Here is a 23,934-nt window from a genome sequence, read left to right as displayed (position 1 = left end):
AACGATGACGACACGATACCAGCCCCGCCCTATCGTTGGGCCCGCGGCGTTCAGTCGCGCGTATAAATTCCAGTCAGGCGGGCCCGGGCCAGGATATGCCCTTGCATGGCTTTTTCGACCGCGGCTTGATCCGACGGGTTAGCGCCCAGCCGGGTATCCAGCGCATAGAGCGTGAAACGATAGTGATGCGCGCCGTCGACACGAGGCGGGCAGACCGCGCCATAGTCGCGGTCGTGATAGCTATTGGCGGCCGTGATCGCCGGCCCCGGCAGGCGCTGGCTGGCTGCCCCCGGCGCCAAAACCACCAGATCCGGGTCGATGTTGTATAACACCCAGTGGCTCCAGTCGCCGGACGGCGCATCCGGATCATCGACCAACAAAACCAGAGTCTTGGCCTGCCTAGGTACGCCGCTTATACGCAGCGGTGGCGATACGCCGGCGCCGTCACAGGAGTAGCGTTTCGGGATCGACTGCCCGTCATTGAACGCCGAAGAGTGCAGGCCGAGATCGGCCGCCGAGGCCGTACCCAGCAGCGCAGCCAGCCCACAAAGAGCCACGGCCCGGACGATCATGCGTCGTGGTTTCATTTCGGCCTCCAGCCACATCGCGGCCACCTATCTTAGCAGCCATGCCGGTCTGTCTTTGGCGCCGACTGGACTACGGCGCGGCTATGGCGGGCCGCCTTCGACAAGCATGGACTCGTCTTTGGCCTGCGGCTCGTTCATTCACGACACGATGGCCGCAGGCCGGCCGTTCGGGCTGCCGGCGCACGCGTTACAGCGACCAGCCCGGCAACCCACCTCGAACTCAGCCAACGAAACGCCGGGCGTTCGCGAATAGACGCGCCCAAGGGCTGGCTTCGCCCCAGTGCCCCGGCGCCCAGGACAGATTGACTGCCCGGGTCACCCGCTCGGGATGCGGCATGCAGATGAACACCCGGCCGTCGGCGTTGGACAGGCCGGTCACGCCCTGCGGGGAGCCGTTGGGATTGGCCGGATAAGTCGTGGCCGGGCCGCCGGCGTTCGCGGTATAGCGCATGCCGATCTGGCCATTGTCGCTCAACCGCGCCAAGTCGTCAGCGTCGGCAAAGTGGGCATGCCCTTCGCCGTGGGCGACCGCGACCGGCATCCGTGAGTTGGCCATGCCCTCAAGCAAGACAGCATTGGACTCGAGGATCTCGACCGCACTGGTGCGGGCCTCGAACTGGCGCGAGGTATTGGCCACGAACGCCGGCCAGCCGTCGGTGCCCGGAATCAACTCCGACAACGCCGCCAGCATCTGACAGCCGTTACAGACCCCCAGGGCAAAGCTGTTGTCGCGTTCGAAGAACTCGGCGAATGCCTTGCGCGCCCGACGGTTGAACAGGATCGACTTGGCCCAGCCCTGGCCAGCGCCGAGCACGTCGCCATAGGAAAAACCACCACAGGCAGCCAGGCCCTGCATATCGACCAAATTTTGACGACCCGCTAACACCTCGGACATATGCACGTCGACGGCATCGAATCCGGCCTGGGTAAAGGCGAAAGCCATCTCGTTATGGCCATTGACGCCCTGCTCGCGCAGGATCGCGACCTTCGGGCGGGTCGTATTCACATATGGCGCGTGCACGTCCTCGGCCGGATCAAAGCTCGGCTCGCCCGGCAGGCCTGGATCGTCGGCATCCAGCAACGCGTCGTATTCGGCGTCGGCACAGCTCGGGGCGTCGCGCAGTCGGGCCATGGCATGGCTGGTCGCTGCCCAGTGGCGCTGGGCATCCACCCGCGCGATCGACAGCACGGGCTGGTCGTTATGACGAATCACTAGCCGATCGCTATCGGTAACCATGCCGAGATCGGTTGCAGCCACGCCGGCCTCGCGCAGATGCGCGAGCACGTCGTCGACGTCGTTGGCGGCGACCTGCAGCACGGCGCCCAGTTCCTCGGCGAACAGGGCCGCCACCGGATCGCCATCCAACTCGTCCAAGGCCACGTCCACGCCCACATGGGCCGCAAAGCACATTTCGGCCAGACAGGCGGCTAAGCCGCCGTCGCTACGATCGTGGTAGGCCAGAAGCCGGCCTTCCGAGGCCAGCGCCTGTACCGATTCGAACAGGCCAGCCAATGCTGCCGGGCTATCCAGATCGGGCGCGCGGTTGCCGAGGGCGCCGTAGACCTGGGCCAGCGCCGAACCGCCCAGGCGGTTCCGCCCTGCCCCGAGATCGGCCAGTATCAGCCGGGTTTCCAGCTCGGCCGGAGCCACCAGCTGCGGCGTCAGGGTGGCGCGGGCCGACAGGGTCGGCGCGAACGCTGAGACCACCAGGGAAACCGGCGCGCTCATGGTGCGCGAACCGCTCTCCGACTCCCAGCGGGCGCGCATCGACAGCGAATCCTTGCCGACCGGAATTGCCAAGCCGAGTTCGCTGCACAGCTCGTCGCCGACCGCACGTACTGTGTCGTAAAGCCGAGCGTCCTCGGCGGCATCACCACAGGCGGCCATCCAGTTGGCCGACAGCCGTATGTCGGTGAGCTCGTCGATACGGGCGGCGGCGATGTTGGTGATCGCTTCGGCGACCGCCATGCGGCCCGAGGCCGCTGCATCGATCAGGGCCACCGGGGCACGCTCGCCCATGGCCATCGCCTCGCCGGAATCGCCAGTAAAGGCAGTCGTGGTCACCGCCACATCGGCGACCGGCACCTGCCAGGGCCCGACCATCTGATCGCGGGCGGTCATGCCGCCGACACTACGATCGCCGATGGTGATCAGAAACGATTTACTGGCCACACTCGGCAGCCGCAGCACACGCTCGAAGGCTTCGGCGATATCCACGCCGGTCCGGTCCCAGTTCGGCAGGCGGCTCGGTTCATGCACTGCCTCACGCTGCATACGCGGCGTGCGCCCGAGCAGCACTTCCATCGGCATATCCACCGGGCGGGCGGTCTCGGCGGTCGCGGCCTCACCGTCCTCGACCACCAGATTCGGCTCGGCCGTCGCCCGGCCGACCACGGCATACGGACAGCGCTCGCGCGCCGCGAGTTTTTCGAAGATCTCGATCGAATCGGCTGGAATCGCCAGCACATAGCGCTCCTGCGATTCGTTGCACCAGATCTCCATCGGCGACAGGCTGGGATCGGCTGAATGGATATCGCGCAGCCGGATCGAGCCGCCGCGGTCATCGGCGTCGATGATCTCGGGCAGTGCATTGGACAGCCCGCCGGCACCGACATCGTGGATTGAGGCGATCGGGTTGCGCTTGCCCAGCGCGATACAGCCTTCGATGACTTCCTGGGCCCGCCGCTGCATTTCCGGGTTGGCCCGCTGCACCGAGGCAAAATCCAGCTCGGCCGAGGAGGTACCGCTGGCCATCGAGGAGGCCGCCCCGCCGCCGAGACCGATCAGCATCGCCGGGCCACCGAGCACAATCAGACAGGCCTCGACCGGCACTTCGTGTTTTTCGACGTGGCCGGGCCGGACATTACCCATGCCGCCAGCGATCATGATCGGCTTGGCAAAGCCGCGCAGGCCCGTCTCAGCCGATTCGTACTGGAAACTGCGGAAATAGCCGCCGAGCGCCGGCCGGCCGAACTCGTTGTTGTAGCGAGCCGCGCCAATCGGCGCTTCGAGCATAATATCCAACGCGCTGGCCAGATGGGCCGGCCGGTCAGGGTCGCGCTCCCAAGGCTGGATGGCATTCGGGATCCGCAGGTCGGCGACCGAGAAGCCGATCAGCCCAGCCTTGGGTTTACCGCCGCGGCCGGTGGCGGCTTCGTCGCGGATCTCGCCGCCGGCCCCGGTCGCCGCGCCTGGGGCCGGAGCGATGGCGGTTGGATGATTATGGGTCTCGACCTTCATCAACAGATGCACGTCTTCTTCGACCAGGCGATAGACGCGCTCGCGATCGACCGTCATCCGGGTCGCGCTCGCGCCCTCGACCACTGCCGCATTGTCACGATAGGCCGACAACACGCCTTCGGGCGCGGCCTTGTAGGAACTGCGGATCATGTCGAACAACGACTTGGTCTGCACTTCCCCGTCGAGCGTGAATTCGGCGTTGAAGATCTTGTGCCGGCAGTGCTCCGAGTTGATCTGGCCGAACATCATCAACTCGACGTCGGTCGGGTCGCGATCCAGCGCACCGTACTGCTCGGCCAGATACTCGATTTCTTCGTCGGCCAGCGCCAGCCCCCAGTCGCGATTGGCCTCATGCAGGGCTGACACGCCGCGGCGGCCGAGCGGCACTCGACGCAGCCGCCGGCGTTCCGGGACCGAGAACAGAGTATTCAGCAACGCCCAGTCTTCGATCACCGACTCGGTCATGGGGTCATGCAGCGCACCGCTTGCGATCAGCGCCTGGGTGCTCGGGGCGGTGCCCTCGAAGGTATAGACCAGCGCACGCTCCAGGCGCAGCAACGATTCGATGCCGCTGTTGTGGGCGATATCCTCGGCTTTGGACGACCAGGCCGAGACCGTACCCAGACGCGGCACCACGACCACGCCACGCGCCGTCGGCGCATCGCCGTCGACGGCCAACAGATTGCCAAGGCGCTCGCGCATGGCGTCCTGCGGCTCGTCAGCGAAGGCCGCGATATAGATCGCCTGGGCCGATACGCCTTCGACGTCGATGCCCGCGGCGGCCAGGCCGTCGATCAGGCGGATTGTTTCGAAGTCGGCCAGCGCGGACTCGCCGGCATAGATCTCGACTGCTGCTATCGGTTGACCAGACTCCGCCACGGCAGACCCTCGCGTTGGTTGGCGACATGGACCCAGTCCGGCGTGCAGGCCAGCGCTTTCGCAAGCGCGGCCCGGGCCAGCTCCGGGCGATTGTTGGATTCGGACATATGTGCGGCCACCACGTGCTGGAGCGCGCCAGTATCGATCTGGGTGACCAGCTCAGCGGCCTGGGCGTTGCTCAAATGCCCCAGGCGCCCGGCCACCCGTGCTTTCAGACTCGCCGGATAAGGCCCCGCGGCCAGCAGCTCCGGATCGTGGTTGGCCTCGATGATGAGCGCATCGCAGGCATCGATCATATCGCGCACATGTGGCGTCGCGTGGCCGATATCCGACAACACGCCCAACCGGTGCTCGCCGTTGCCCACCACCAGCTGCGCGGGCTCGCGCGCATCGTGGGGCACGGGATAAGGCCAAAGCTCCAGCTCGCCAATGGCGAACGGCTCGTGCGGCGAATATAGCTCGCGCGCGGCCACTTCGCTGGCTACGGTCGCGCTATGGGTGCCTGGGGTCAGCCAGACTGGCAGATCGTGGGCCCGGGAAAAACGGGAGACACCCTTCCAGTGATCGTCGTGCTCGTGGGTGATCACGATCGCGTCGATATCGGCCGGTACCAGCTCAAGCCGGGCTAAGCGTTTTGCGATCTCGCGCGCCGAGAAACCACAGTCGATGAGCAACCGGGTCGCGCCCTGCTCGACGACCAGCGCATTGCCCTTGCTGCCGCTGCCCAGAAGGGCAAAGCGCATATTGGGCATACTCAGGAGTGGCTGCCGGAGCCGTGGCCTCCCGGGCCGGGGCCTTGTCGAGTGTAGACCGGAAACGGGCGCACTTTGGATTCGCCCTCGGCCGAGGTGATGCGCGCTGTACCGCGGCGCTCGACTTCATCGATCCGAATGATCGAATGCATCGGGATATAGCTGCGCTTCACGCCCGCGAACTCATCGGCGAGTTTTTCCTCGGCCGGGTCGACGACCAGCGTGGTGCGCTCGCCAAAAACCAGTTCCTCGATCTCGACGAAGCCGAACAGCCCGCCCTGGGCTACCGAGCGCGCGTACACTTCATACACTTCGCCCTGGTTATAGAACGCCACGCGATACATCCGGTGATTGGAATCGGCGTTAGCCATGGAGCGATTCGATCGAGGACCGGGTAGAAAATGGCGGAGAGGGTGGGATTCGAACCCACGTGGGGCGGACAGCCCCCAACCGATTTCGAGTCGGTGCCGTTATGACCGCTTCGGTACCTCTCCGTTGTTAATCGCTGTCGCCGGGTCATGCCTGACCCGTGCTGCGAAGTCGCGTATCTTAAACGATCCGAAACGCTTTCCCAATACTTGATTCAAGAAATATTTCGATAAAGTGCCCGAACGATTCCCCGGGCCGGCCGCCGGTCCGCGGCCGCCGGCCGCGACACGACCGCGTTTGCAGCGCCTGCTGCGCTTGACCGGCCTGCTGGTTCTGGCCGGCTTCGTGCTAGCTGCAACCACCTGCGTACGCCGCCCCGGCGCGCTCGAACAAGTCGAGCGCAGCGGCGTGCTGCGTGTCGCGACCGTCAATTCCGCTACCACATACTACCTCGGCGCCGAGGGCCCTACCGGCTTCGAATACGATCTGGCCCAGGGGTTCGCCAGTCAGATCGGCGCGCGTCTGGAAGTGGTGGTCGTCCCAGACCGCGCGGCCATCATGCGCGCCGTCGACCAAGGGCGTGCCCAACTCGGCGCCGGGCTAGCCCTCAGTGACGCGCGCCGCGAGCGCGTCCGCTTCACCCCGCCCTATCTCAGCAGCGAGCTGGAAGCCGTCTATCGCCAGTACACTCAGAAGCCCACCGAGCTGGCTGATCTGTCCGGCGACCTGGTGCTGCCAGCCGATACTGCATTGGCCGACTGGCTACGTCACCATCGCCCCGGTATCGACTTTAAAGTCGATACCCATGCCAACACCGAAGAGCTGATGTCGAAGATCGCGGCTGGCGATCTCAAGGCTACGATCGCCAACGCCGACATCGTCGCCATGAACCAGCGCTATTATCCCAAACTGCGGGTTGGGTTCACGCTCGCTGAGGTCCACCAGCGCATGGCCTGGGCGCTGTCCGAGCGCGACCGTCGCCATGGTCACAATCGCCTGTACAACAAAGCCGTGGCCTATCTGGAAACAGTTAAGGACAACGGCCGGGTGAATATCCTGCACGATCGTTATTTCGGTCATGCCGCGCGGCTGGGCTTCGTCGGCGGCGCCGAATTCGCCCGCCAGGTCAAAAAACGGCTCGATCATTGGAAATCCTACTTCAAGCAGGCTGGCCAACAATACGGCCTGGACTGGCGACTGTTGGCCGCGGTCGGCTATCAAGAATCGCGTTGGAACGAAAAAGCCATCAGCCCAACCGCAGTGCGCGGCATCATGATGCTCACCCGCAGCACCGCCAAACGCATGGGCGTCGCCAACCGACGCGATCCACAGCAGTCTATCGACGGCGGTGCCCATTATCTGGTCGAACTACGCAAACGGCTGCCCGAAGCCGTCAAACCGCCGGATCGGACTTGGTTCGCCATGGCCGCCTACAACATCGGCCTCGGCCACGTCCTCGACGCCCGGCGCCTACTCGAAGCCGATGGGCGCGATCCCAACGTCTGGGTCAATCTGCGCGAAGCACTCGGCTGGCTGTCGGAAAAACGCTATCTGGACAATACCCGCTATGGCTATGCCCAAGGCAAACAGGCTGCGGCCTATGTCAGCGACATCCGCGCCTACTACGACATCCTCACCTGGATGAGCAACGGCCAGGAGCGCGCCAAGCCGGACGCGCTGGCCAAACAGCCCGCGGCCAGTAGCGCAGACCAAGCCGCCTCCGAGGACGAACCCGACATCTCGATTACCTCGCCGGCGTTTTAAGCATCGCTATCGGGCCCAACCGATCATTGGGTCTTGGCGAGCCGGCTGTTTCGCATATCAGTGCAAAACCAAGTTTCAAACGATCTCGTGGGTAAAATCAGCTACGCCAGATCCCAAGCCAACGTGCTTTGAATAACCCACGTGCCCGCCACACCGGGCTGTTTCGCGCTGATGCGCGAGCCACTTTTATTTGCTTGCCCAAATAAAAGTAGCCAAAACAAAGGGCACCCTGTCTAGCGCCGATGCTGACGCATCGGTGCCCTGCGCGGCTGCGGCCGCAAGCGGACGGCCGGAAACTCGCCGTGCTACGCACGACTCAAACATCCGGCCGTCTTTATCGCTTGCGCCCTCCACTGCTCGGCGCTGCGCCCAAGGGAGTCCGAATACAGAGCCGGCCCGCGATGTCGCAGTGGGTGCCTGTATTGAGTCCCGTGACACGGCGACGGAGACGCGCAGCGGCGACGGGTCTCCGGCGCACTGCGCCGGTGCGGCCAGCTGTCTGAGGGCCGCCAAAGTGGCCCGAGTTCTGGCCGCATCCCGTGGCCGCGAGCATCGGAGTGCACCGGCGTAGCCGGCGCCGTGTCGGGTGCCCTTTTCTTGGCTCCTTCTTTTGGGCAAGCAAAAGAAGGGGCTCGCACAGCAGTGCGAAACCAGAAGCTAACTTGCCTCGTGGCCAGAATCAGATACGCCAGATCCTGAGCCAAAGTGCTTTGAACAGCCCACAGGCCAGCCGCGCCGCTCGGTAGCACGAGTGGCTCTAAACCGCATCGTGGGCCTAACTAAAAGCCCGCACGCTCAACGACCCCATTCATCGATATCTAACTTATCGAGCGCGCATAAAAAAAGCGCATGGGCTAACACCCATGCGCCTTGCTGGCCGACAATCGACCGATATCGAGTCGATATCAGGCCGAGAAGCGGTTATGCAGACCGCACTCGCGGTTGCCCAACACCTTGGTTGGATCGTAGTAGTTGGTCTCGTTGGGCAGGCCATGCTCGTGGAGATAGCGCTCCATATCGAGCTCGGTCCATTCCAGTACCGGGGCGACCTTGATCACGCCGCCTTCCTTGTCTTGGGAGACGATGTCCATGCCCTGACGGAACGCCGTCTGATCACGACGCACGGCCGTCAGCCAGACGTCTGGGTCCATCTCGCGCATCGCGCGGCCGAACGGCTCAAGCTTGACCTGACGCGTGAACTCTTCGTGCTGCGGATCGTCGACGTCCGGAATGCCCATCAACGCATCGCGGCGCGCCGCCGACGACAGCGGATTATAGACATGAACGTTCAGGCCGAGATCCTGGATCAGCTGCTCAGCGAACAGATAGGTCTTGCGCGTGGCGTAGCCGGAGTCGATCCAGACCACGTCCATATCCGGCTGGGCCTGAACCGCCATATGCAGGATCACAGCCTCGTAGGGGCCGAAGTTAGTGGTCACAATGGTCTTGCCGTCGAGACCGGCGGCCCAGTTGACGATTTCCTGTGGATGCCGGCCGGCGAGCTCCTCGTTGGCCTTGGCAATATCGATGCTCATAGTTGAAACCTCTTTGACGAAGCACTCAAGCCGACGCATCGGCCGTGAATATCTGCCACGGATTTTAAGCGCTCAAAAGTTATTTTGAAGAGCACAAAAGAGATCATTTGGTTATATGCTTAGCATCGTCGTCCCGGCCTGCTCGGTTTGGATGCCGCCAGCGACAAACTTGGCTACACTGGTGGGTCTATTTCTTCGAGCGCACGCGGATCGTATGGCTCAGTACATCTACACCATGAACGGCGTGGGCAAGGTCGTCCCGCCTAAAAAACATATCCTGCGCGATATCAATCTGTCGTTCTTTCCGGGCGCCAAGATCGGCGTGCTCGGCTACAACGGCGCGGGTAAATCGACCCTGCTGCGGATTATGGCCGGGGTCGACAAGGAATACGAAGGCGAAGCCCGGCCGATGCCCGGCATCAATATCGGTTATCTGCCGCAGGAACCGGCACTGGATTCGTCCAAGGACGTGCGTGGCAACGTGATGGAAGGGCTCGGCGATATCGCCGGCCAACTCGCCCGTTTCAACGAGATCAGCGAGGCCTTTGCCGATCCGGACGCCGATTTCGAAGCCCTGCTGGCCGAACAGGCTGAGTTGCAGGAGGCCATCGACGCGGTCGACGGCTGGGAAATCAATAATACGCTGGATCGCGCCGGCGAAGCGCTCAATCTGCCGGCCTGGGATGCCCATGTCGACAACCTGTCGGGCGGCGAACGGCGGCGTGTCGCGCTGTGTCGCCTGCTGCTGTCCAAGCCGGACATGCTGCTGCTCGACGAGCCGACTAACCATCTGGACGCCGAATCGGTCTCCTGGCTAGAACGGTTCCTTAAGGATTTCGACGGCACCGTGGTCGCGGTTACCCATGATCGCTACTTCCTGGACAATGTCGCCGGCTGGATCCTCGAACTCGACCGCGGCCATGGCATCCCCTGGCAGGGCAACTATTCCTCCTGGCTGGAGCAGAAGGAAAAACGCCTGGAACAGGAAGCCAAGGCCGAGGACGCGCATAAAAAAGCGATCCAATCCGAGCTGGAATGGGTGCGTTCCAACGCCAAGGGCCGCCAGTCCAAATCCAAGGCGCGTCTCAAACAGTTCGAGGAACTGCAGTCGCGCGAATACCAGAAACGCTCCGAGACCAACGAGATCTATATCCCGCCGGGTCCACGCCTGGGCGATCTGGTCTTCGAGATGAACGACGTGACCAAATCCTACGGCGATCGCACGCTGTATGAAGACGTCTCGCTCAAGGTGCCCCAGGGCGCGATCGTCGGCATCATCGGTCCGAACGGCGCCGGCAAGACCACCCTGTTCCGGATGCTCACCGGCGAAGAGCAACCCGATTCGGGCGAGATTCGGGTTGGCGACACGGTGGAGCTGGCCTATGTCACTCAGTCTCGTGAGGAGCTGAACTCGGACAAGACCGTCTGGGAAGAAGTCTCGAACGGCCAGGACATTCTGCAGATCGGCAACTACGAGGTGCCCTCCAGGGCCTATCTCGGCCGCTTCAACTTCAAGGGCGGCGACCAACAAAAGCGGGTCTCCGAACTGTCCGGCGGTGAACGCAACCGACTGCAGCTGGCCAAGCTGCTGCAGAAAGGCGGCAATACGCTGCTGCTCGACGAACCGACCAACGATCTGGACGTCGAGACTCTGCGTGCCCTGGAAGAAGCCCTGCTCGAATTCCCGGGCGCCGTACTGGTGATCTCGCATGATCGCTGGTTCCTGGACCGCATCGCGACCCATATCCTGGCGTTCGAGGACGACGCCGTGGTGTTCCTAGAAGGCAACTACCAAGACTACGAAGCCGATCGCAAGCGTCGGCTGGGCAGCTCGTCCGAAGGCTCGGCTAAGGCCAAGCACCGCAAGCTGGCCTGATCGCCACAGCGTTTCGCGCTATCGAGCCCCCGGCGCCCGCCGGGGGCTTTTTTATGCTGTCGGCTGCCTGTTCGCGCCTCGGCGTCTATGCGTTCGGCGCGCAGCCGGGCGGCACGAGGCGCCTACTGCGTTGCCCGGGCTACACTTCGCCCCGGCAGGCGCGAGCGATCTTGGCGTTATCGTCTCGCGCCTAGGATGTATCGGCGCGCTATACGCCCTAGCAGCCGGCGCGCCGCAGTCTGCTGCCGGCGTGCCGGCCCGGCGGTATGTCTCCGATGGGGCTCGTCTTCATCGCAGCCCATACATTGACTTAAACTGCGCGCATGCAAAATACAGACACCCTTGAACAGCTCGTCTCCCAGCTCACCCGCCTGGCCGATACGGCCGAGGCCCAACTGGCCGACGAACGGCGCGCGGTCGGCGGCGATATCGACTGGTCGGCGCAGGCCTTTCGCTGGCGCGACGACGGCCGGCTGCAGGCGATCCCCGCACCGAGCACCATGCCAATCGAGCGACTGCAGGGCATCGACAAACAAAAAGAACGTCTGCTGGCCAATACCCGCCAATTCGTCGCCGGCCGGCCCGCCAACAACGCCCTGCTCTGGGGTTCGCGCGGCACCGGCAAATCCTCACTGGTACGCGCCCTGCTGCCGGAATTCGCTCACCATGGCCTGCGTATCATCGAAGTGCCAGCCCACCGATTGGTCGACCTGCCAGACCTGGTCGCCCAGCTCGCCGGGCGCGATGAACGCTTCATCGTGTTTTCGGACGATCTATCGTTCGAAGCCGGTGACGGCAGCTACAAGGCATTGAAGGCCGTACTCGACGGCTCGCTGGCCGCCGCGCCGGATAACGTGCTGATCTATGCCACCTCCAATCGTCGCCACCTGTTGCCGGAATACCAGTCGGACAACCAGGCTTCAAAAACCGTCGATGCCGCAAGCGGCGAAATCCATCACGGCGAAGCGGTCGAGGAAAAGATCTCGCTATCCGAGCGGTTCGGGCTTTGGCTATCGTTCTATCCGTTCGACCAGACACACTATCTGGCGATCGCCGCCCGGCATCTGGCGGCCTACGGCATCGACGCCGAAGTCGGCACTGATCAGCCTTGGGAGCGCGCAGCGCTGCAATGGGCCCTGGCCCGCGGCAATCGCAGCGGCCGGACGGCCGAGCAGTTCGCCCGCGACTGGGCGGGCCAGCACGCCAGCTAATCCGGCACGCCGCGTCAGCCTCCCAAACCAAACGCTGCGAACGCGCTACCGGCTGCGAACACGATTGCAGCCACGAAGCGTCAGTCGTGCGTTCGATGCTCGTCTACGAGTTTAAGCATCAGCAGCGCGATATAGAGCGCCAGTTGCGGCAGGAAGACCAGGATTGCGAAGACCTTTTGCGACAGCCCAAGAAACATGGGGTTGTTTTCTAGCAGGGATAGCCAGAAAAGCAGGCTCAGCGTCAGTACCTGCGTGCCAAGAAACACAGTCGACCATGCACGGACTTGAAGCCGTAAGGAGGTCATCCAGGTTAGCGGTTCGCCGCCCTGCTTACGACGGAGGCGTCGATCGACCGCCGCCGTTGCCGCATACCACATCACCAGACCCGTGCCGATCACTGGCGCGCTCCAGCCGACGCCGTACCAGCTGCCAACGACCCAGGCGACCAGAGTCACGCCGATTAACGCCGCGTATAGCAGCCAGTAACTCGTACGCTGCCATGCCACATCGGAGGCGACTGCATAGCCGCGCCCCATGGCGCGGAGAGGAAACACCACTCGGTGCCCCGAATGCACGGGGTTTAGTCGACCCTGCCCCAACTGTTCGATGAACGCTGTGCCGTGGCCGCGGCTCCTCGTATCGATCCCCTACTCAAGGCAGCCAGACGCCGCGGCCCGCGCCACACGCCGATATCAGGCGTCGTCGTACGCCAGCTTTGTGCCGCAAACCCGACAGACATAGTCGGTTCCAGCCTGGGCGCGTTTATGGCGAATACTGGTCAGCCAGGCGGGTTCTTCGCAGCCACAGACATAGCGGAAACGCTTGAGCTGGCGGGTCGGCTCGGCGGGCAGTGCATGGCAGGGTGAGGCATCGACCCCGAAAGCCTGCATCAAGGCTTTCCATTCGCGGCCGTGCGGTTTGGCCTTGCGGCCATAGAGCCGATAGATCGCCACATGCGCGACTTCATGGGGCACGGTCTCGTCCAACATTTCGCGGGGATGCGAAGCCAGCAGCGCGGCATTGAGCCGGATATGACAACGCCGGGTCCGGCGCGCAAACACCGCTTGGCCGGCGGCCCGGCCACGCAGATTGAATAGCACCTCGGGCACCGGCAACCGCCGCGCGCTGGCGCCGGTGATCTCGCGTGCCCGGTGGATCCAGTACTCGGTCAGCTCGAGCGCCCGGGCCTGCGCATCGTCGGTTTCGTCGAAAGCCAGATTGTGTTGCACCGATCGGGACATTCAAAACGCCATAACAAAACCCGTTGCCGCTCAGGATACCTGCTTGTGCCCAGCCTCGCGGTCCGGCGCCTGGGTAAAGGCCCGCACCTGAGCCAGCGCCAGCCGTTGCCTGTGAACCCAGTCGGCATCGTCGAGCTTGTCGCGCATATTGAACGGAAAAGTCTGACTCATTTCGGCCAACCGACGATCCGCGGCCGCAGCCGCCGCTGCCACGCGATCATGCTCGGCTCGCAGGGCAACCACATTCTCGGGCAAGGCCAGCGTGCGCACTAGCGCCCGGGTTTCCGACCAGGCCGCAACCAGCATGCCACGATCGCCCTGGCGATAGGCGCGCACGATTTTCGGCCAGAGATCGGCCCGCAGGTCCGTAGCCGCCGAGGGATCGACGTCGGGGTGAACCACCGCGAGCAGGCCGCGGAAGATCGTGCGTACGTCGTCGGCCTCGGCGCGCGAGAGTTTGGGCCATTCGCTGCGGGCGATAGCACGCTGGTAACGCGGGGCTTCGGCGGCTTCGGCCAGATCCACTGCCAGATCGCCAAAGGCACGCCAGTAGCGGGCCGCCCATTCGGGCCCGTCGTGATAACGCCAGTCGTATTCGATCGACAATGCATGGGCTAGCCGCTGGCGCAGTGCGATGGTGTGGTTTTTGAGCTCGGCGTACGCCGGGTGAATGCTCGCCGTACGGGTCTGTTTGAAAGTCGACATAGGGCTCTCCTGGGTCGGATTCCGATCTGGGACCCAGGATGCCGCCGGCGGTGGGTCAGAACACGACCCGCAACTGTAAAAATTTACAGTTCATAGATTGCAGCCGCCCGCGCCAAACGCTCGGCGGCGGCTTCGCGAAGCGACGCCGGCGCGACCACTTCGACCTCGGGGCCATAGGCGAGTACGTCGCGCAACAGCTCTTCTGAGGCCGCATAGGGGACGCGCAGTTCGAAAGCGCCGTCGTCGCGCCATTCGCCAGCTTGATCCGGATGCCACTGCTCATCGGCCACCCAGCGCGCTGCGGCCGCCGAAAACCGCAATACGGCGGTCTGCCCGGCGGTGCCGGAAAATATCCCGTAGCCGCTGCCGAGCATCGCGTCCAGGCTTTGCGGGTCCATATCGGTGGCGGCGACGGTATCGATGTCGGCCGACTGGATCCGGTCGATCGAAAAACTGCGCAGGCCCTCGGCGTCGTGGCACCAGCCATCTAGGTACCAGTTGTCGCGATAGTAGACCAGCCGCTGCGGGGAGACACTCCGCTCGGTCACCCTATCCCGGACCCGGCCGTGATAGCGCATGGTCAGCCGTCGGCGCATGGCCAGTGCTCCGGCTACGTCGGCGAACGCCGACCCGGGCCGTCGGGCAGTGGCGCGCAGTACCCGGGTCCGGGCCGATAGCTCGCCGGTGCCCATCGCCCGCGATTCCAGAATGCGTTCGAGCCGACGCCGTACCGGCGCCAAGTCGGCCGATAGCAATCCGGGCTCCAAGGTCTCCAGCAGTTGATCCATGGCCAGCAGCGATACCAGTTCAGCGGCATCGAACCATAGCCCGGGCAGCTCGAAGCGGGCATCGGCCTCGCCGGCGTAGTAATAGCCGTTATATTCGCGGTCGTACTCGATGGGCGCATCCAGATACAGCCGCATATCCCGAATGATGCGCTTGACGGTGGCCGGCGAACATTCCAGTCGTGCCTCTAGCGTAGCCTTGGGTACCGGCCGCCGGGCCCCGGCGAGTTGCTTGTGGAGAGCGTAGATCCGATCGAACACATTCATGCTTCAAGTGTCGCACGTCGCCCCCATATACCGGTACGCAGTCAGGATTGGGATTGAACTCATGGCCATACAGGAGTCAGACCATCCACGATCCGATTATTTATCCATTGTCGGTGCTTGCAGGCCAGCCCGGCAGTGGACAGACTGCGCAATTGAATCAGACCAATGTCGCAGACAGTGAGTCGCTGCCATGCTCGAAATCGACAAGCACGTCATCGCGGACCGCTCGCCCGGCGACACCTTTCGCTATCTCGTCGATTTTTCGACCTGTGAGCAATGGGATCCGTCGGTCTACCGGGCCGAGAAACTAACGCCCGGAACGCCGGCCATCGGCAGCGAGTTCCGGGTTATCGTCAGCCTTGGGGCGCGGCGAAAGACCATGCGATACCGCATCGAGGATCTGCATCCTGGACGCCGCATCGACCTGGTCGGCCGCGGCGCCGGCATCAAGACTTTCGAAACGCTCACCATCGGCGCTGTCGATGGCAGCCGGCGTACCCGCATCGATTATCACGGCGCCTTTTCTCTGCGCGGCCCGCTCAAGCGGGCACGGCGCCTTATCTCGCCGGTCATCCGGCGGATGGTGTCGAGCGCGCTGAAAGGGCTTCAGGATTCGCTGGCGATCGATACCGCCCAGCCGCGCCAGGGGTGGCTGAGCTATGCCGCGGATCGCACCATCCTGCCGGGCGAAGCGCTGTATACCGATCGCGGCTATTTCGCCATGCGCGATCGTGCGCACAATGAATTCATGGATCAACGCCGGGTCGTGGTCACCGGCGCGACTGGCGGCATTGGCCGGGCGATCGCTGCCGAATACGCCCGCCTGGGTGCCCACGTGACCCTAGTTGGCCGCGACAGCGATCGGCTGGCGGCCGCGGCCCAGCACGTCTGTGACTTCTCCGGCCACGGCCCGGACATGGTGGATGTGGTCGAGGCGGATCTATCGAGCGTCAGCGCGGCCCGGCGGGCAGCCCATACCATCGCCGAGGACGCGCCACAGCTGGATGTGCTGGTCAACAACGCAGGCGCCCTGTTCGACGAATACGGCGCCACCGAAGACGGCATCGAACGCACGGCCGCGATCAATCTCGTAGCGCCATTCGTGATCACTGAAACCCTAATTCGCTCATTGGCCGCCGGCCACGGCCGGGTCATCAACATGGCCAGCGGCGGCATGTATGCCAGTGGGCTCGATCTGGCCGCGCTTTCGCCCGCGCCCGATGAATACAACGGCCTGAAGGCCTATGCCCGGACCAAGCGCGCCTTGGTCGGGCTAAACCAGCACTGGGCGCGTCGCTACGGCGACGAAGGCATTCAGTTCAATGCCATGCATCCAGGCTGGGTGGATACACCCGGCGTGGCTCAGGCGCTGCCACGTTTCCATGCCCTGCTGCGCCCAGTGCTGCGCGATGCGCGCATGGGCGCCGATAGCGCGGTCTGGCTTGGCGCGGCGCGCGCGGCCCAAGGCCTTAACGGCACCTTCGTGTTCGATCGCACCCCACGGCCGACCGCGCTGGTGCCCGGCACCCGCATCAAACCCAGCCAGGCCCAGAGCCTCTATGGTTGGCTGCGCAATACCACCGGCATCGATGTTCATGGCCTCGGATAGCGACGACTCCAAAAAACGCCGCCGCCAAATCCTCGGCGCCGGGCTACGCAGCCTGGGCCGTGGGGCGATGCGCAACGTACCCGGCTACGACAAAGCCAAGAGTTGGCAGAAGACCGGCCAGGACTGGTACGACACCCTGGGTGGGCTCAAGGGTGCAGCGATGAAGCTAGGCCAAATCACGGCCCAGTATCAGGATCTGCTGCCGCCCCAGCTGACCGACCAGCTGGCTCGCCTGCAACGCGATGCCGAGCCCTGGGATTTCGCCGACCTGGAACCGGTGCTCGCCGAGAGCTGGAGCGAGGCCCATCGGGACGAAGTCGTCGAGATCGACCCATCCGCCATGGCCGCGGCCTCGATCGGCCAAGTCCATGCTGCTCGACTGGCCGACGGCCGCGAGGTAGTGGTCAAGATTCGCTACCCAGGCGTGGCGAGCTCGATCGACGCCGATATCGCCAATCTGGGCCGGCTGCTCAAGCTGTCGCGGTTCATTCCGATCCAGGGCCGCGATCTGGATGCGGTACTCGGCGAACTGCGCGAGCGTTTCGTCGAAGAAACCGATTACCGCCGCGAACTGATCAATCTGGAGACCCTGCGACAGCTCGATCTGCGCGGCTTCGAATTGCCTGAGGCCGTGCAACATCTATCCAGCGAAGCCGTATTGGTCACGACCCGGCTCGACTCCGAGCCGCTCGAAACCGGTGACCCCGCCCTGGGCAGTGCGATCGTCGAAGCGATCAACCGCCAAGTCTTCGAACTCGGGGCGCTGCATGCCGACCCCCACCCCGGTAATTTCGGAATTACCGAACGCGGCGCAATCGCGCTCTACGATTTCGGCTGCGTGAAATACCTCGACCATGCCACCCGCGTCGCAATGCGCGACGTGCTGGCCGCTGCCATGCGCGAAGACTGGCACGGCGTGCACGATGGTATGGCCCGCTTGGGCGCAGTGCCGGAAAACAGCTGGGAGGCCCACTCGGAGGTCTACGCCGAGATTTATGCGCGGCACGCTGAATCCATACTCGCCCCGCTGCGCGACCGGCGGCCCTATGTTTTCGAGCGCGACGAACTGATCGACTCGATCCGGGCCGAAATCGGCCAATCGATGCGCTACTGGCGCTATTTCAAGGCCGCGCCGGACATGGTCTTCGTCATGCGCACCTTGAGCGGTCTGTACTGGATTTTACGGCGGGTGCATGCCGAAGTGGATCTCTACGGCGAGCTCGAACGCATCATCGACGGCGACTACGGCCCCTTTGAATCGGCCGAGGCGAGCGGCTAATCGGCCGTTCAGGCAACTGGCCTATGCTGAATCTCGATAATCGAATCATCAGATCGGGCCGGGTGCCTCTGGCCTGCCCGGTCGTTAATAAAACGAGATTTCGGGCATGGATAAGGGTGATCGCGCCGGCCTGGCCGCATTCTTTATAGGCTGTCTGTTCTTCGCCTTTCTGGGCGGGGCCTACATCGTTCTGGCCCAAGTTTTTCCCTACCGCTTTCTGGATGATGCCTATCGCGCCGGCTGGGCGCTGGTCCAGCAACGCCATACGATCGATAACCCGTTCACCCAGACCGATCAGTGGCGCGAAGCCCGGACCGACGCACGCGGCGTCACGATCTATGACCCAGCCCGTGCAGCCAACGGCTACACCCTGTATACCTCCGGCGGCCGCACTCAGGCTTATCTGATCGATATGCACGGCCAAGTGGTGCATCGCTGGCAGGCCGACTACTCCAAACTCTGGCAAACCACGCCCGATGGGCGCACGCCGCAGCCCGACCGGCTGATGTATTTCCGCAAGGCCCTGATGTATCCCAACGGCGATCTGCTGGCGATTTTCATCGCCGCCGGCGACTCGCCCTGGGGCTATGGCCTGGTCAAGCTGGATGCCGATTCGAACGTGCTATGGAAATACCATGGCGCTACCCACCACGATCTGTATCTGTCCGATGACGGCCGTGTCTTCACTCTGACCCATGCATTTCGCAACAAACCGATCCGCGGCATGCCGAATCTGAGCCAGCCCTGGCTGGATGATTATCTAGTCGAGCTCGACGGACGTAGCGGCAAGGAATTGCGCAAAATCTCGCTGTTCGAGGCGCTCTGGGATTCGCGATATCAGCCGATACTTGGCGCCGCCCCCAACTTCGCAATGCAGGATCCGTTGCATACCAATAGCGTGCAATATCTGGGCAAAGCGCTCGGCCAGACCTTCGCCCCAGCCCAAGGCAACGGCGACCAAGTACTGCTATCGATGCGCCACCCTGGCCTAGCGGCGCTGCTGGATCTCAAATCCGGCGAGATCAGCTGGGCACTACGCGGCTCCTGGCTCGGCCAGCATTCAATGCGCGTGCGACCCGACGGCACTTTCACTATATTCGATAATTATGGCAACTTCGAAAACCATAATATGAGCCGGATTCTGGATGTGGACCCGAGCAGTCAGGCCATCGTTTGGCAATATACCGGGACCGATCAGCATCCGTTTTCCAGCCCATTACGTGGCGCAGTGGCCACACTCGACAACGGCAATCGGCTGATCACGGAATCTGACGGCGGCCGGCTATTCGAAATTGCCGCCAATGGCGATCTCGTCTGGGAATACATCAACCCCATTCGTGGCGGCGACCAAGAGCAATACATACCGGTCGTATCGTCCGGCCAGCGTATGGCGGCCGACCAACTCACCCCCGCGTTCCGCCGTACATTGAACACCCGCTAGGAGGCGTGTCATGTCTTATCGTTCCTTACCCAACCGCTATCGCAGTTCGCTGCGTCTCGGCGTTCTGATCGTGATCATGCTCACCCCGTTTGCCGCGGCCCAGGCCTATGTTGGGCCCGGCGCTGGTTTAAGCCTGCTCAGCGCGCTCTGGGGGCTGCTGTGCGCGGTCGGCGCGGCGCTGCTGTTCGTCATTTTCTGGCCGATCCGCCGGATGCGGCGCAAACGGCGCGAAGCCCGACAGAACAGCGAAACCCAGACTACGGCCGAAAACACCGAGCACGGCCCGACCTCGCCCGAACAGCGCGACAGCAAGTAATCGGCCATGAAACGATGCGGCCGCCTGCCCAGGCGGCTGCATGGAGTCGCCAATGGGACTATTGAATATTCTGTCGCCGGTCTTCGGCACCCTCGACGGGGCCGTTGCTTCGGTTCTGCCGACAATTCTGCGCATCGCAATCTGGGCGGCTCTGCTCGCAGTCTGCACGATGCTGCTCTACAAGGTGTTGTCGCCCCAGGCTCGTATCGGCGAAGCCAAGCGCCATGCGCGCGATGCCAGACGCCGTTTGAACAGCTTCGACGGCGAACTCGCTGATGCCGGACCGTTGATTCGCGATCAGTTCGTGACTGCCTTCCGGCATATCGGGCTAGTGATCCCCGGCACTTTCATCGCCATTCTGCCGCTGTTGTGTTTTCTGGTCTGGGCCGACAATCACTACGGCCACGATCTACCCGCCGACGGGCAATCGCCGGCGCTGGCGACCATTCCCGAGCGTGCCGACGGCGTACGGCTGCGCTGGGACGCTCAGAATCGCCCGCCAGCCCTGGCTTTTTCGGCCGATAACAACGGCGCCCGCTCGTATCCCATGATCGCGCCGGTCACCATCATTGCCAAACACAGCGCCTGGAACTGGCTGGTCGGCAATCCGCTGGGTTATCTGCCAGACGACAGCCCGGTCGAGGCCGTGCGTATCGACCTGCCCGAACATGAATTCTTTCACGTCGGCCCGCAGTGGATGCGCGGCTGGCTGGCCGTGTTCATTCCGGTAATGTTCGTGGTCTCCCTGCTGATGTTCAAATGGGCCAAGATCGAATGACTCAGGAATCCGACCACTCGACCGCGCGTACGCCGCGCTCGGCACCCAGCGAAGCCGCAGTGGCCAGCTTTGCCGTGCCCACCTGGATGCATCGTCTGGCCGGCTGGCAGGAACGCCACCCACGCGGCGCGATCCGACTCGGTAATTTCGATACCAAGATGGCCGCCGAGGCGATCGAAGATATCCGCGTCCAAGCGCCGATCTATATCGCCGGTCTCGCCCGCTCCGGCACCACTATCCTGCTCGAACTGCTGGCCGCGCATCCAGAAGTCGCAACTCACAAGTATCGCGACTTCCCGCCCGTGTTCACCCCCTGGCTATGGGATCGCTGGCTGGCGCGGGTGCCACAGAAACAAGAGTCGGCCGCCGAACGTGCCCATGGCGACGGCATTGCCGTGACCTCGCAGAGCCCGGAGGCGTTCGAGGAAATACTATGGATGGCTTTTTTCTCACGCAGCCATGATGCCGCGCACAGCAATGTGCTCACCCGCGAGACCTCGAACCCGGCGTTCGAGGCCTTCTACCACGAACATATCCGCAAGATTCTGGCGATCCGCGGCGGCCAGCGCTATGCCGCCAAAGGCAACTACAACCTGATGCGGCTGGCCTATCTACAAAAACTGTTTCCCGATGCCCGATTCGTGCTGCCCATTCGGGACCCGGTCTGGCATATCGCCTCGCTAATGAAGCAACAGACGCTGTTCGCTGCCGGCGAAAAAGCCCATCCGCGTTCGATCGACCATCTACGTCGGGTGGGGCATTTCGAATTCGGCCTCGACCGCCGTCCGATCCATACCGGCGACGACGATGCCGTACAGGCCGTCCAGGATCTATGGTCCGAAGGCCGAGAAGTCGAAGGCTGGGCGCGCTACTGGGCGATGGTCTATGGCGCCCTCGCTGAGCAGCTGGCCGACGACGACCCGCTCGCCAACGCCGCCCAGGTCATCCGCTACGAGCCGCTGTGCGAGGATTCCCAAAACACGCTGGCGGCCTTTTACGACCACTGTGGGCTTTCGGTCGATAACGACACGCTGACTGCGGCCGCCGAGCGGCTGCATCTGCCGAGCTATTATCGCCCGGCCTTCGACGCCGAGGAGATCGCGTTGATCCGGCGAATCGCCGGCCCCGTAGCCGAACGATTCGGCTATGCCGCCGAACGCTTAGGCGAACGCGATCCGCTGAGGCAGGGCTAACGACGACACCACCGTCGTCTATGCACGAGCCCGCCCGGTCGGCTGACCGACCGGGCGCGCCAGCTAGAGCGGCCTCGAGGTTTCCTGCCAGGCCAGGCCAGGACCGGCAGGCCACAATACATCGACTCATGCCGTGCCAAACACGGCCCGTGGACATCGACACAGCGCTCGCATGAAACGCGGCCGTCCAAGGCCCGATCGGGTGCCGATCTGGGCCTGATGGCGGCCGCTGCCGCTCGTCTTGGCCCAGCCGATCAGCCGGCCCCCATCAACGGATCGCCGAGACCGAGCACATAAAAACCGATCAAGGCCATGAGACCGGTCAGCAGACAGTAGTACAGAGTCGGCAGGATCGTCTTGCGGATAATCGTGCCTTCTCGGCCCAGCATGCCCACCGTGGCCGAAGCCGCAACCACGTTGTGGATTGCCACCATATTGCCGGCGGCAGCCCCAACTGCCTGTAGCGAAACCATGAGCGCCGTGGATAAGCCCAGGGTATCGGCGATATTGAACTGGAAGTCCGACAGCATCAGATTGGACACCGTATTGGAGCCAGCAATAAACGCACCCAAGGCCCCGACCGCCGGAGCGAACAGCGGATAGATATTGCCGACACTACCAGCTACGAACTGCGCCATGGCGACCGGCATGGAGACCAGATCGGCGCCATTGACCCCGGAGTTGATCAGTACCCGCACCATCGGCACGGTGAAGATCAGCACAAACCCAGCGCCGAGAATGGTCTGAGTGGAATCCGTGATCGACGCCCGGATCGCGCCGGTGCGCATGCGATGGATAAAAAATGTGATGATCACTGCCATCACGATCACCCCGCCCGGCAGGTAGAGCGGCTCGATCGAGCCGGAAATATCCTGCTCGCCGAGGATCTGGCTCCAACTGATCGCGACCGACTGCAGCGCCTCCTTGACCGGCGGTACCATGCGTGAAATCACCAGCAGCACCGCCAGCAAGCCATAGGGCACCCAGCCCATGAAGGTCGACATCGGTGCACGCCCGGCTACATGGTCGAACTTGACCTCCATGTCGCCCATCCACTCGGCCGGCCACTTTTCCGGCGGCGCGAATTCCCAGGTATCCCGCGGCAGCAGGAAACCGCGTTGCACCGCCGGCACGACGATCGCCAAGCCCACCAACGCGCCGATGATCGACGGAAAAGACGGCCCGAGGAAAATACCAGCGAGCGCATAGGGAATCGAAAATGCCAGGCCGCCGAACAGACAGAACGGCAAAACCGACAGCCCGTGCGTCCATTTTTTGTCCTGACCAAAAAAGCGGGTCAGGATCGTGACCAGAACGAACGGCATGAGGACGCCGCAGATCGCATGAATGATCGCGACTTCCGCAGTAATGAGTTGAAAATAATCAAGCCAACTCGAGCCATTGGCGGCCAACTCGGTCGCGATCTGGCTCTGGTTCACGCCCCCGGTCACGCCAACGATGATCGGTGTCCCCACGGCCCCGAAAGATACCGGCGTCGATTGCACCATCAAGCCCATGACGACGGCCGGCAGCGCCGGAAAGCCGAGCGCGACCAGTAGCGGCGACGCCACGGCTGCGGTAGTGCCGAAACCCGATGCCCCCTCGATAAAGCAGCCGAACAACCAGGCAGCGATCACGACCTGTACGCGCCGGTCGTTGCTCAACCCCGAAAACCCGTTGCGAATCGCAGCGATACCACCGGAATGCTTAAGCGTATTGAGCAGCAGAATAGCGCCGAAGATGATCCACAGAATCGAGATCGTCAGCATCAGACCCTGGAGCGACGATGCCACGATCCTCAGCAACGGCATCTGCCAAGCAAAAAACGCCACCACGATCGTAAACAGATACACGATCGGCATCGCCGTTCGCGCAGCGAACCGGAACCCGACCAGCAGGATCGCGGCCAGAACAAGCGGCGAAAACGCCAGCAAGGACATCCACGTCGATGTCATCTCCTCTCCTTTTATGTCATACGTTGTTTTTCGAACCGGCCTTCGACCTAGCCCTCGGGGCCACAGGCGATCGGCCGGCGTGCATCAACGTTTGTAACGCGCGACGACGTCGACAGGTTCATCGCCAGGCCGTGCAGACGCACCGGACGAT

Annotated in this window: 19 protein-coding genes and 1 tRNA gene; 9 read left to right on the top strand and 11 right to left on the bottom strand. The window is 63.3% G+C overall.

The features are described from left to right. Positions 1-50: 50 nt before the first annotated feature. From V5738_RS05260 to V5738_RS05240, 5 genes are all read right to left on the bottom strand, one after another. Positions 51-587, bottom strand: coding sequence for a YbhB/YbcL family Raf kinase inhibitor-like protein (locus V5738_RS05260; RefSeq protein WP_423823358.1), 537 nt, complete (start codon positions 585-587; stop codon positions 51-53). Positions 588-807: 220 nt separating this feature from the next. After that, positions 808-4,707 carry a phosphoribosylformylglycinamidine synthase gene (purL, locus tag V5738_RS05255; protein WP_423823357.1) on the bottom strand — a complete coding sequence of 1,300 codons (3,900 nt, stop codon included), beginning with the start codon at positions 4,705-4,707 and terminating at the stop codon, positions 808-810. Then, the gene (locus tag V5738_RS05250) at positions 4,683-5,450 is read right to left on the bottom strand and encodes an MBL fold metallo-hydrolase (RefSeq protein WP_423823356.1); all 768 of its coding nucleotides are present in this window, start codon (positions 5,448-5,450) and stop codon (positions 4,683-4,685) included. Before V5738_RS05250 ends, purL begins: the two co-directional genes overlap by 25 nt. An 11-nt stretch (positions 5,451-5,461) precedes the next feature. Continuing rightward, a complete protein-coding gene (locus V5738_RS05245) occupies positions 5,462-5,830 on the bottom strand; it encodes a DUF1820 family protein (protein ID WP_423823355.1) in 369 nt (122 codons plus the stop codon). A 31-nt stretch (positions 5,831-5,861) separates the two neighbouring features. Further along, positions 5,862-5,953 (bottom strand) — tRNA-Ser (locus tag V5738_RS05240). A gap of 172 nt (positions 5,954-6,125) precedes the next feature. Between V5738_RS05240 and mltF the strand changes: the two genes are divergently transcribed. Continuing rightward, entirely contained in the window at positions 6,126-7,592 is a 1,467-nt protein-coding gene (mltF, locus tag V5738_RS05235) for a membrane-bound lytic murein transglycosylase MltF (RefSeq protein ID WP_423823354.1), read from the top strand. Between the two features lie 905 nt (positions 7,593-8,497). On the opposite strand, the gene V5738_RS05230 is transcribed toward mltF, so the two are convergent. After that, positions 8,498-9,127: a phosphoadenosine phosphosulfate reductase family protein gene (locus V5738_RS05230; RefSeq protein ID WP_423823353.1), complete on the bottom strand. Its 630-nt coding sequence runs from the start codon at positions 9,125-9,127 to the stop codon at positions 8,498-8,500. A gap of 214 nt (positions 9,128-9,341) precedes the next feature. Here V5738_RS05230 and ettA point away from each other — a divergent pair, with 214 nt between their 5' ends. Further along, positions 9,342-11,003, top strand: a complete 1,662-nt coding sequence (ettA, locus tag V5738_RS05225) for an energy-dependent translational throttle protein EttA (protein WP_423823352.1) — start codon at positions 9,342-9,344, stop codon at positions 11,001-11,003. A gap of 323 nt (positions 11,004-11,326) precedes the next feature. Further along, the gene (locus V5738_RS05220) at positions 11,327-12,214 is read left to right on the top strand and encodes an ATP-binding protein (protein ID WP_423823351.1); all 888 of its coding nucleotides are present in this window, start codon (positions 11,327-11,329) and stop codon (positions 12,212-12,214) included. A gap of 80 nt (positions 12,215-12,294) precedes the next feature. On the opposite strand, the gene V5738_RS05215 is transcribed toward V5738_RS05220, so the two are convergent. The 4 genes from V5738_RS05215 to V5738_RS05200 all read right to left on the bottom strand — a co-directional run bounded on the left by V5738_RS05215 (position 12,295) and on the right by V5738_RS05200 (position 15,212). Beyond that, positions 12,295-12,768, bottom strand: coding sequence for a hypothetical protein (locus tag V5738_RS05215; RefSeq protein ID WP_423823350.1), 474 nt, complete (start codon positions 12,766-12,768; stop codon positions 12,295-12,297). A gap of 138 nt (positions 12,769-12,906) precedes the next feature. Further along, the gene (locus tag V5738_RS05210; RefSeq protein ID WP_423823349.1) at positions 12,907-13,455 is read right to left on the bottom strand and encodes a SprT-like domain-containing protein; all 549 of its coding nucleotides are present in this window, start codon (positions 13,453-13,455) and stop codon (positions 12,907-12,909) included. 30 nt (positions 13,456-13,485) lie between these two features. Beyond that, positions 13,486-14,160 (bottom strand): hypothetical protein, encoded by a 675-nt coding sequence (locus tag V5738_RS05205; protein ID WP_423823347.1) that lies wholly within the window; start codon positions 14,158-14,160, stop codon positions 13,486-13,488. Between the two features lie 83 nt (positions 14,161-14,243). After that, positions 14,244-15,212: a helix-turn-helix transcriptional regulator gene (locus tag V5738_RS05200; protein WP_423823346.1), complete on the bottom strand. Its 969-nt coding sequence runs from the start codon at positions 15,210-15,212 to the stop codon at positions 14,244-14,246. 190 nt (positions 15,213-15,402) lie between these two features. Here V5738_RS05200 and V5738_RS05195 point away from each other — a divergent pair, with 190 nt between their 5' ends. The 6 genes from V5738_RS05195 to V5738_RS05170 all read left to right on the top strand — a co-directional run bounded on the left by V5738_RS05195 (position 15,403) and on the right by V5738_RS05170 (position 21,828). Then, complete coding sequence (locus tag V5738_RS05195) at positions 15,403-16,821, top strand: SDR family NAD(P)-dependent oxidoreductase (RefSeq protein WP_423823345.1); 1,419 nt, start codon at positions 15,403-15,405, stop codon at positions 16,819-16,821. Next, positions 16,808-18,100: an ABC1 kinase family protein gene (locus tag V5738_RS05190; RefSeq protein WP_423823344.1), complete on the top strand. Its 1,293-nt coding sequence runs from the start codon at positions 16,808-16,810 to the stop codon at positions 18,098-18,100. Before V5738_RS05195 ends, V5738_RS05190 begins: the two co-directional genes overlap by 14 nt. 106 nt (positions 18,101-18,206) lie before the next feature. Further along, the gene (locus V5738_RS05185) at positions 18,207-19,541 is read left to right on the top strand and encodes an arylsulfotransferase family protein (RefSeq protein WP_423823343.1); all 1,335 of its coding nucleotides are present in this window, start codon (positions 18,207-18,209) and stop codon (positions 19,539-19,541) included. A 10-nt stretch (positions 19,542-19,551) separates the two neighbouring features. Next, positions 19,552-19,857 carry a hypothetical protein gene (locus V5738_RS05180; protein ID WP_423823342.1) on the top strand — a complete coding sequence of 102 codons (306 nt, stop codon included), beginning with the start codon at positions 19,552-19,554 and terminating at the stop codon, positions 19,855-19,857. A gap of 52 nt (positions 19,858-19,909) precedes the next feature. Then, a complete protein-coding gene (locus tag V5738_RS05175) occupies positions 19,910-20,635 on the top strand; it encodes a hypothetical protein (RefSeq protein ID WP_423823341.1) in 726 nt (241 codons plus the stop codon). Continuing rightward, positions 20,632-21,828 (top strand): sulfotransferase family protein, encoded by a 1,197-nt coding sequence (locus tag V5738_RS05170; RefSeq protein ID WP_423823340.1) that lies wholly within the window; start codon positions 20,632-20,634, stop codon positions 21,826-21,828. The genes V5738_RS05175 and V5738_RS05170 overlap by 4 nt, the downstream gene beginning before the upstream one ends. A 254-nt stretch (positions 21,829-22,082) precedes the next feature. Here the strand turns inward: V5738_RS05170 and V5738_RS05165 are convergent, their stop codons facing one another. Beyond that, positions 22,083-23,783 carry an L-lactate permease gene (locus V5738_RS05165; RefSeq protein ID WP_423823339.1) on the bottom strand — a complete coding sequence of 567 codons (1,701 nt, stop codon included), beginning with the start codon at positions 23,781-23,783 and terminating at the stop codon, positions 22,083-22,085. Between the last annotated feature and the right edge of the window lie 151 nt (positions 23,784-23,934).

Origin of the sequence: Salinisphaera sp. SPP-AMP-43 (assembly GCF_049568105.1) — a bacterium.
Lineage (GTDB): Bacteria > Pseudomonadota > Gammaproteobacteria > Nevskiales > Salinisphaeraceae > Salinisphaera.
The sequence above is the reverse complement of the archived record's forward strand: the minus strand, read 5'-3'. Positions and strand labels throughout refer to the sequence as shown.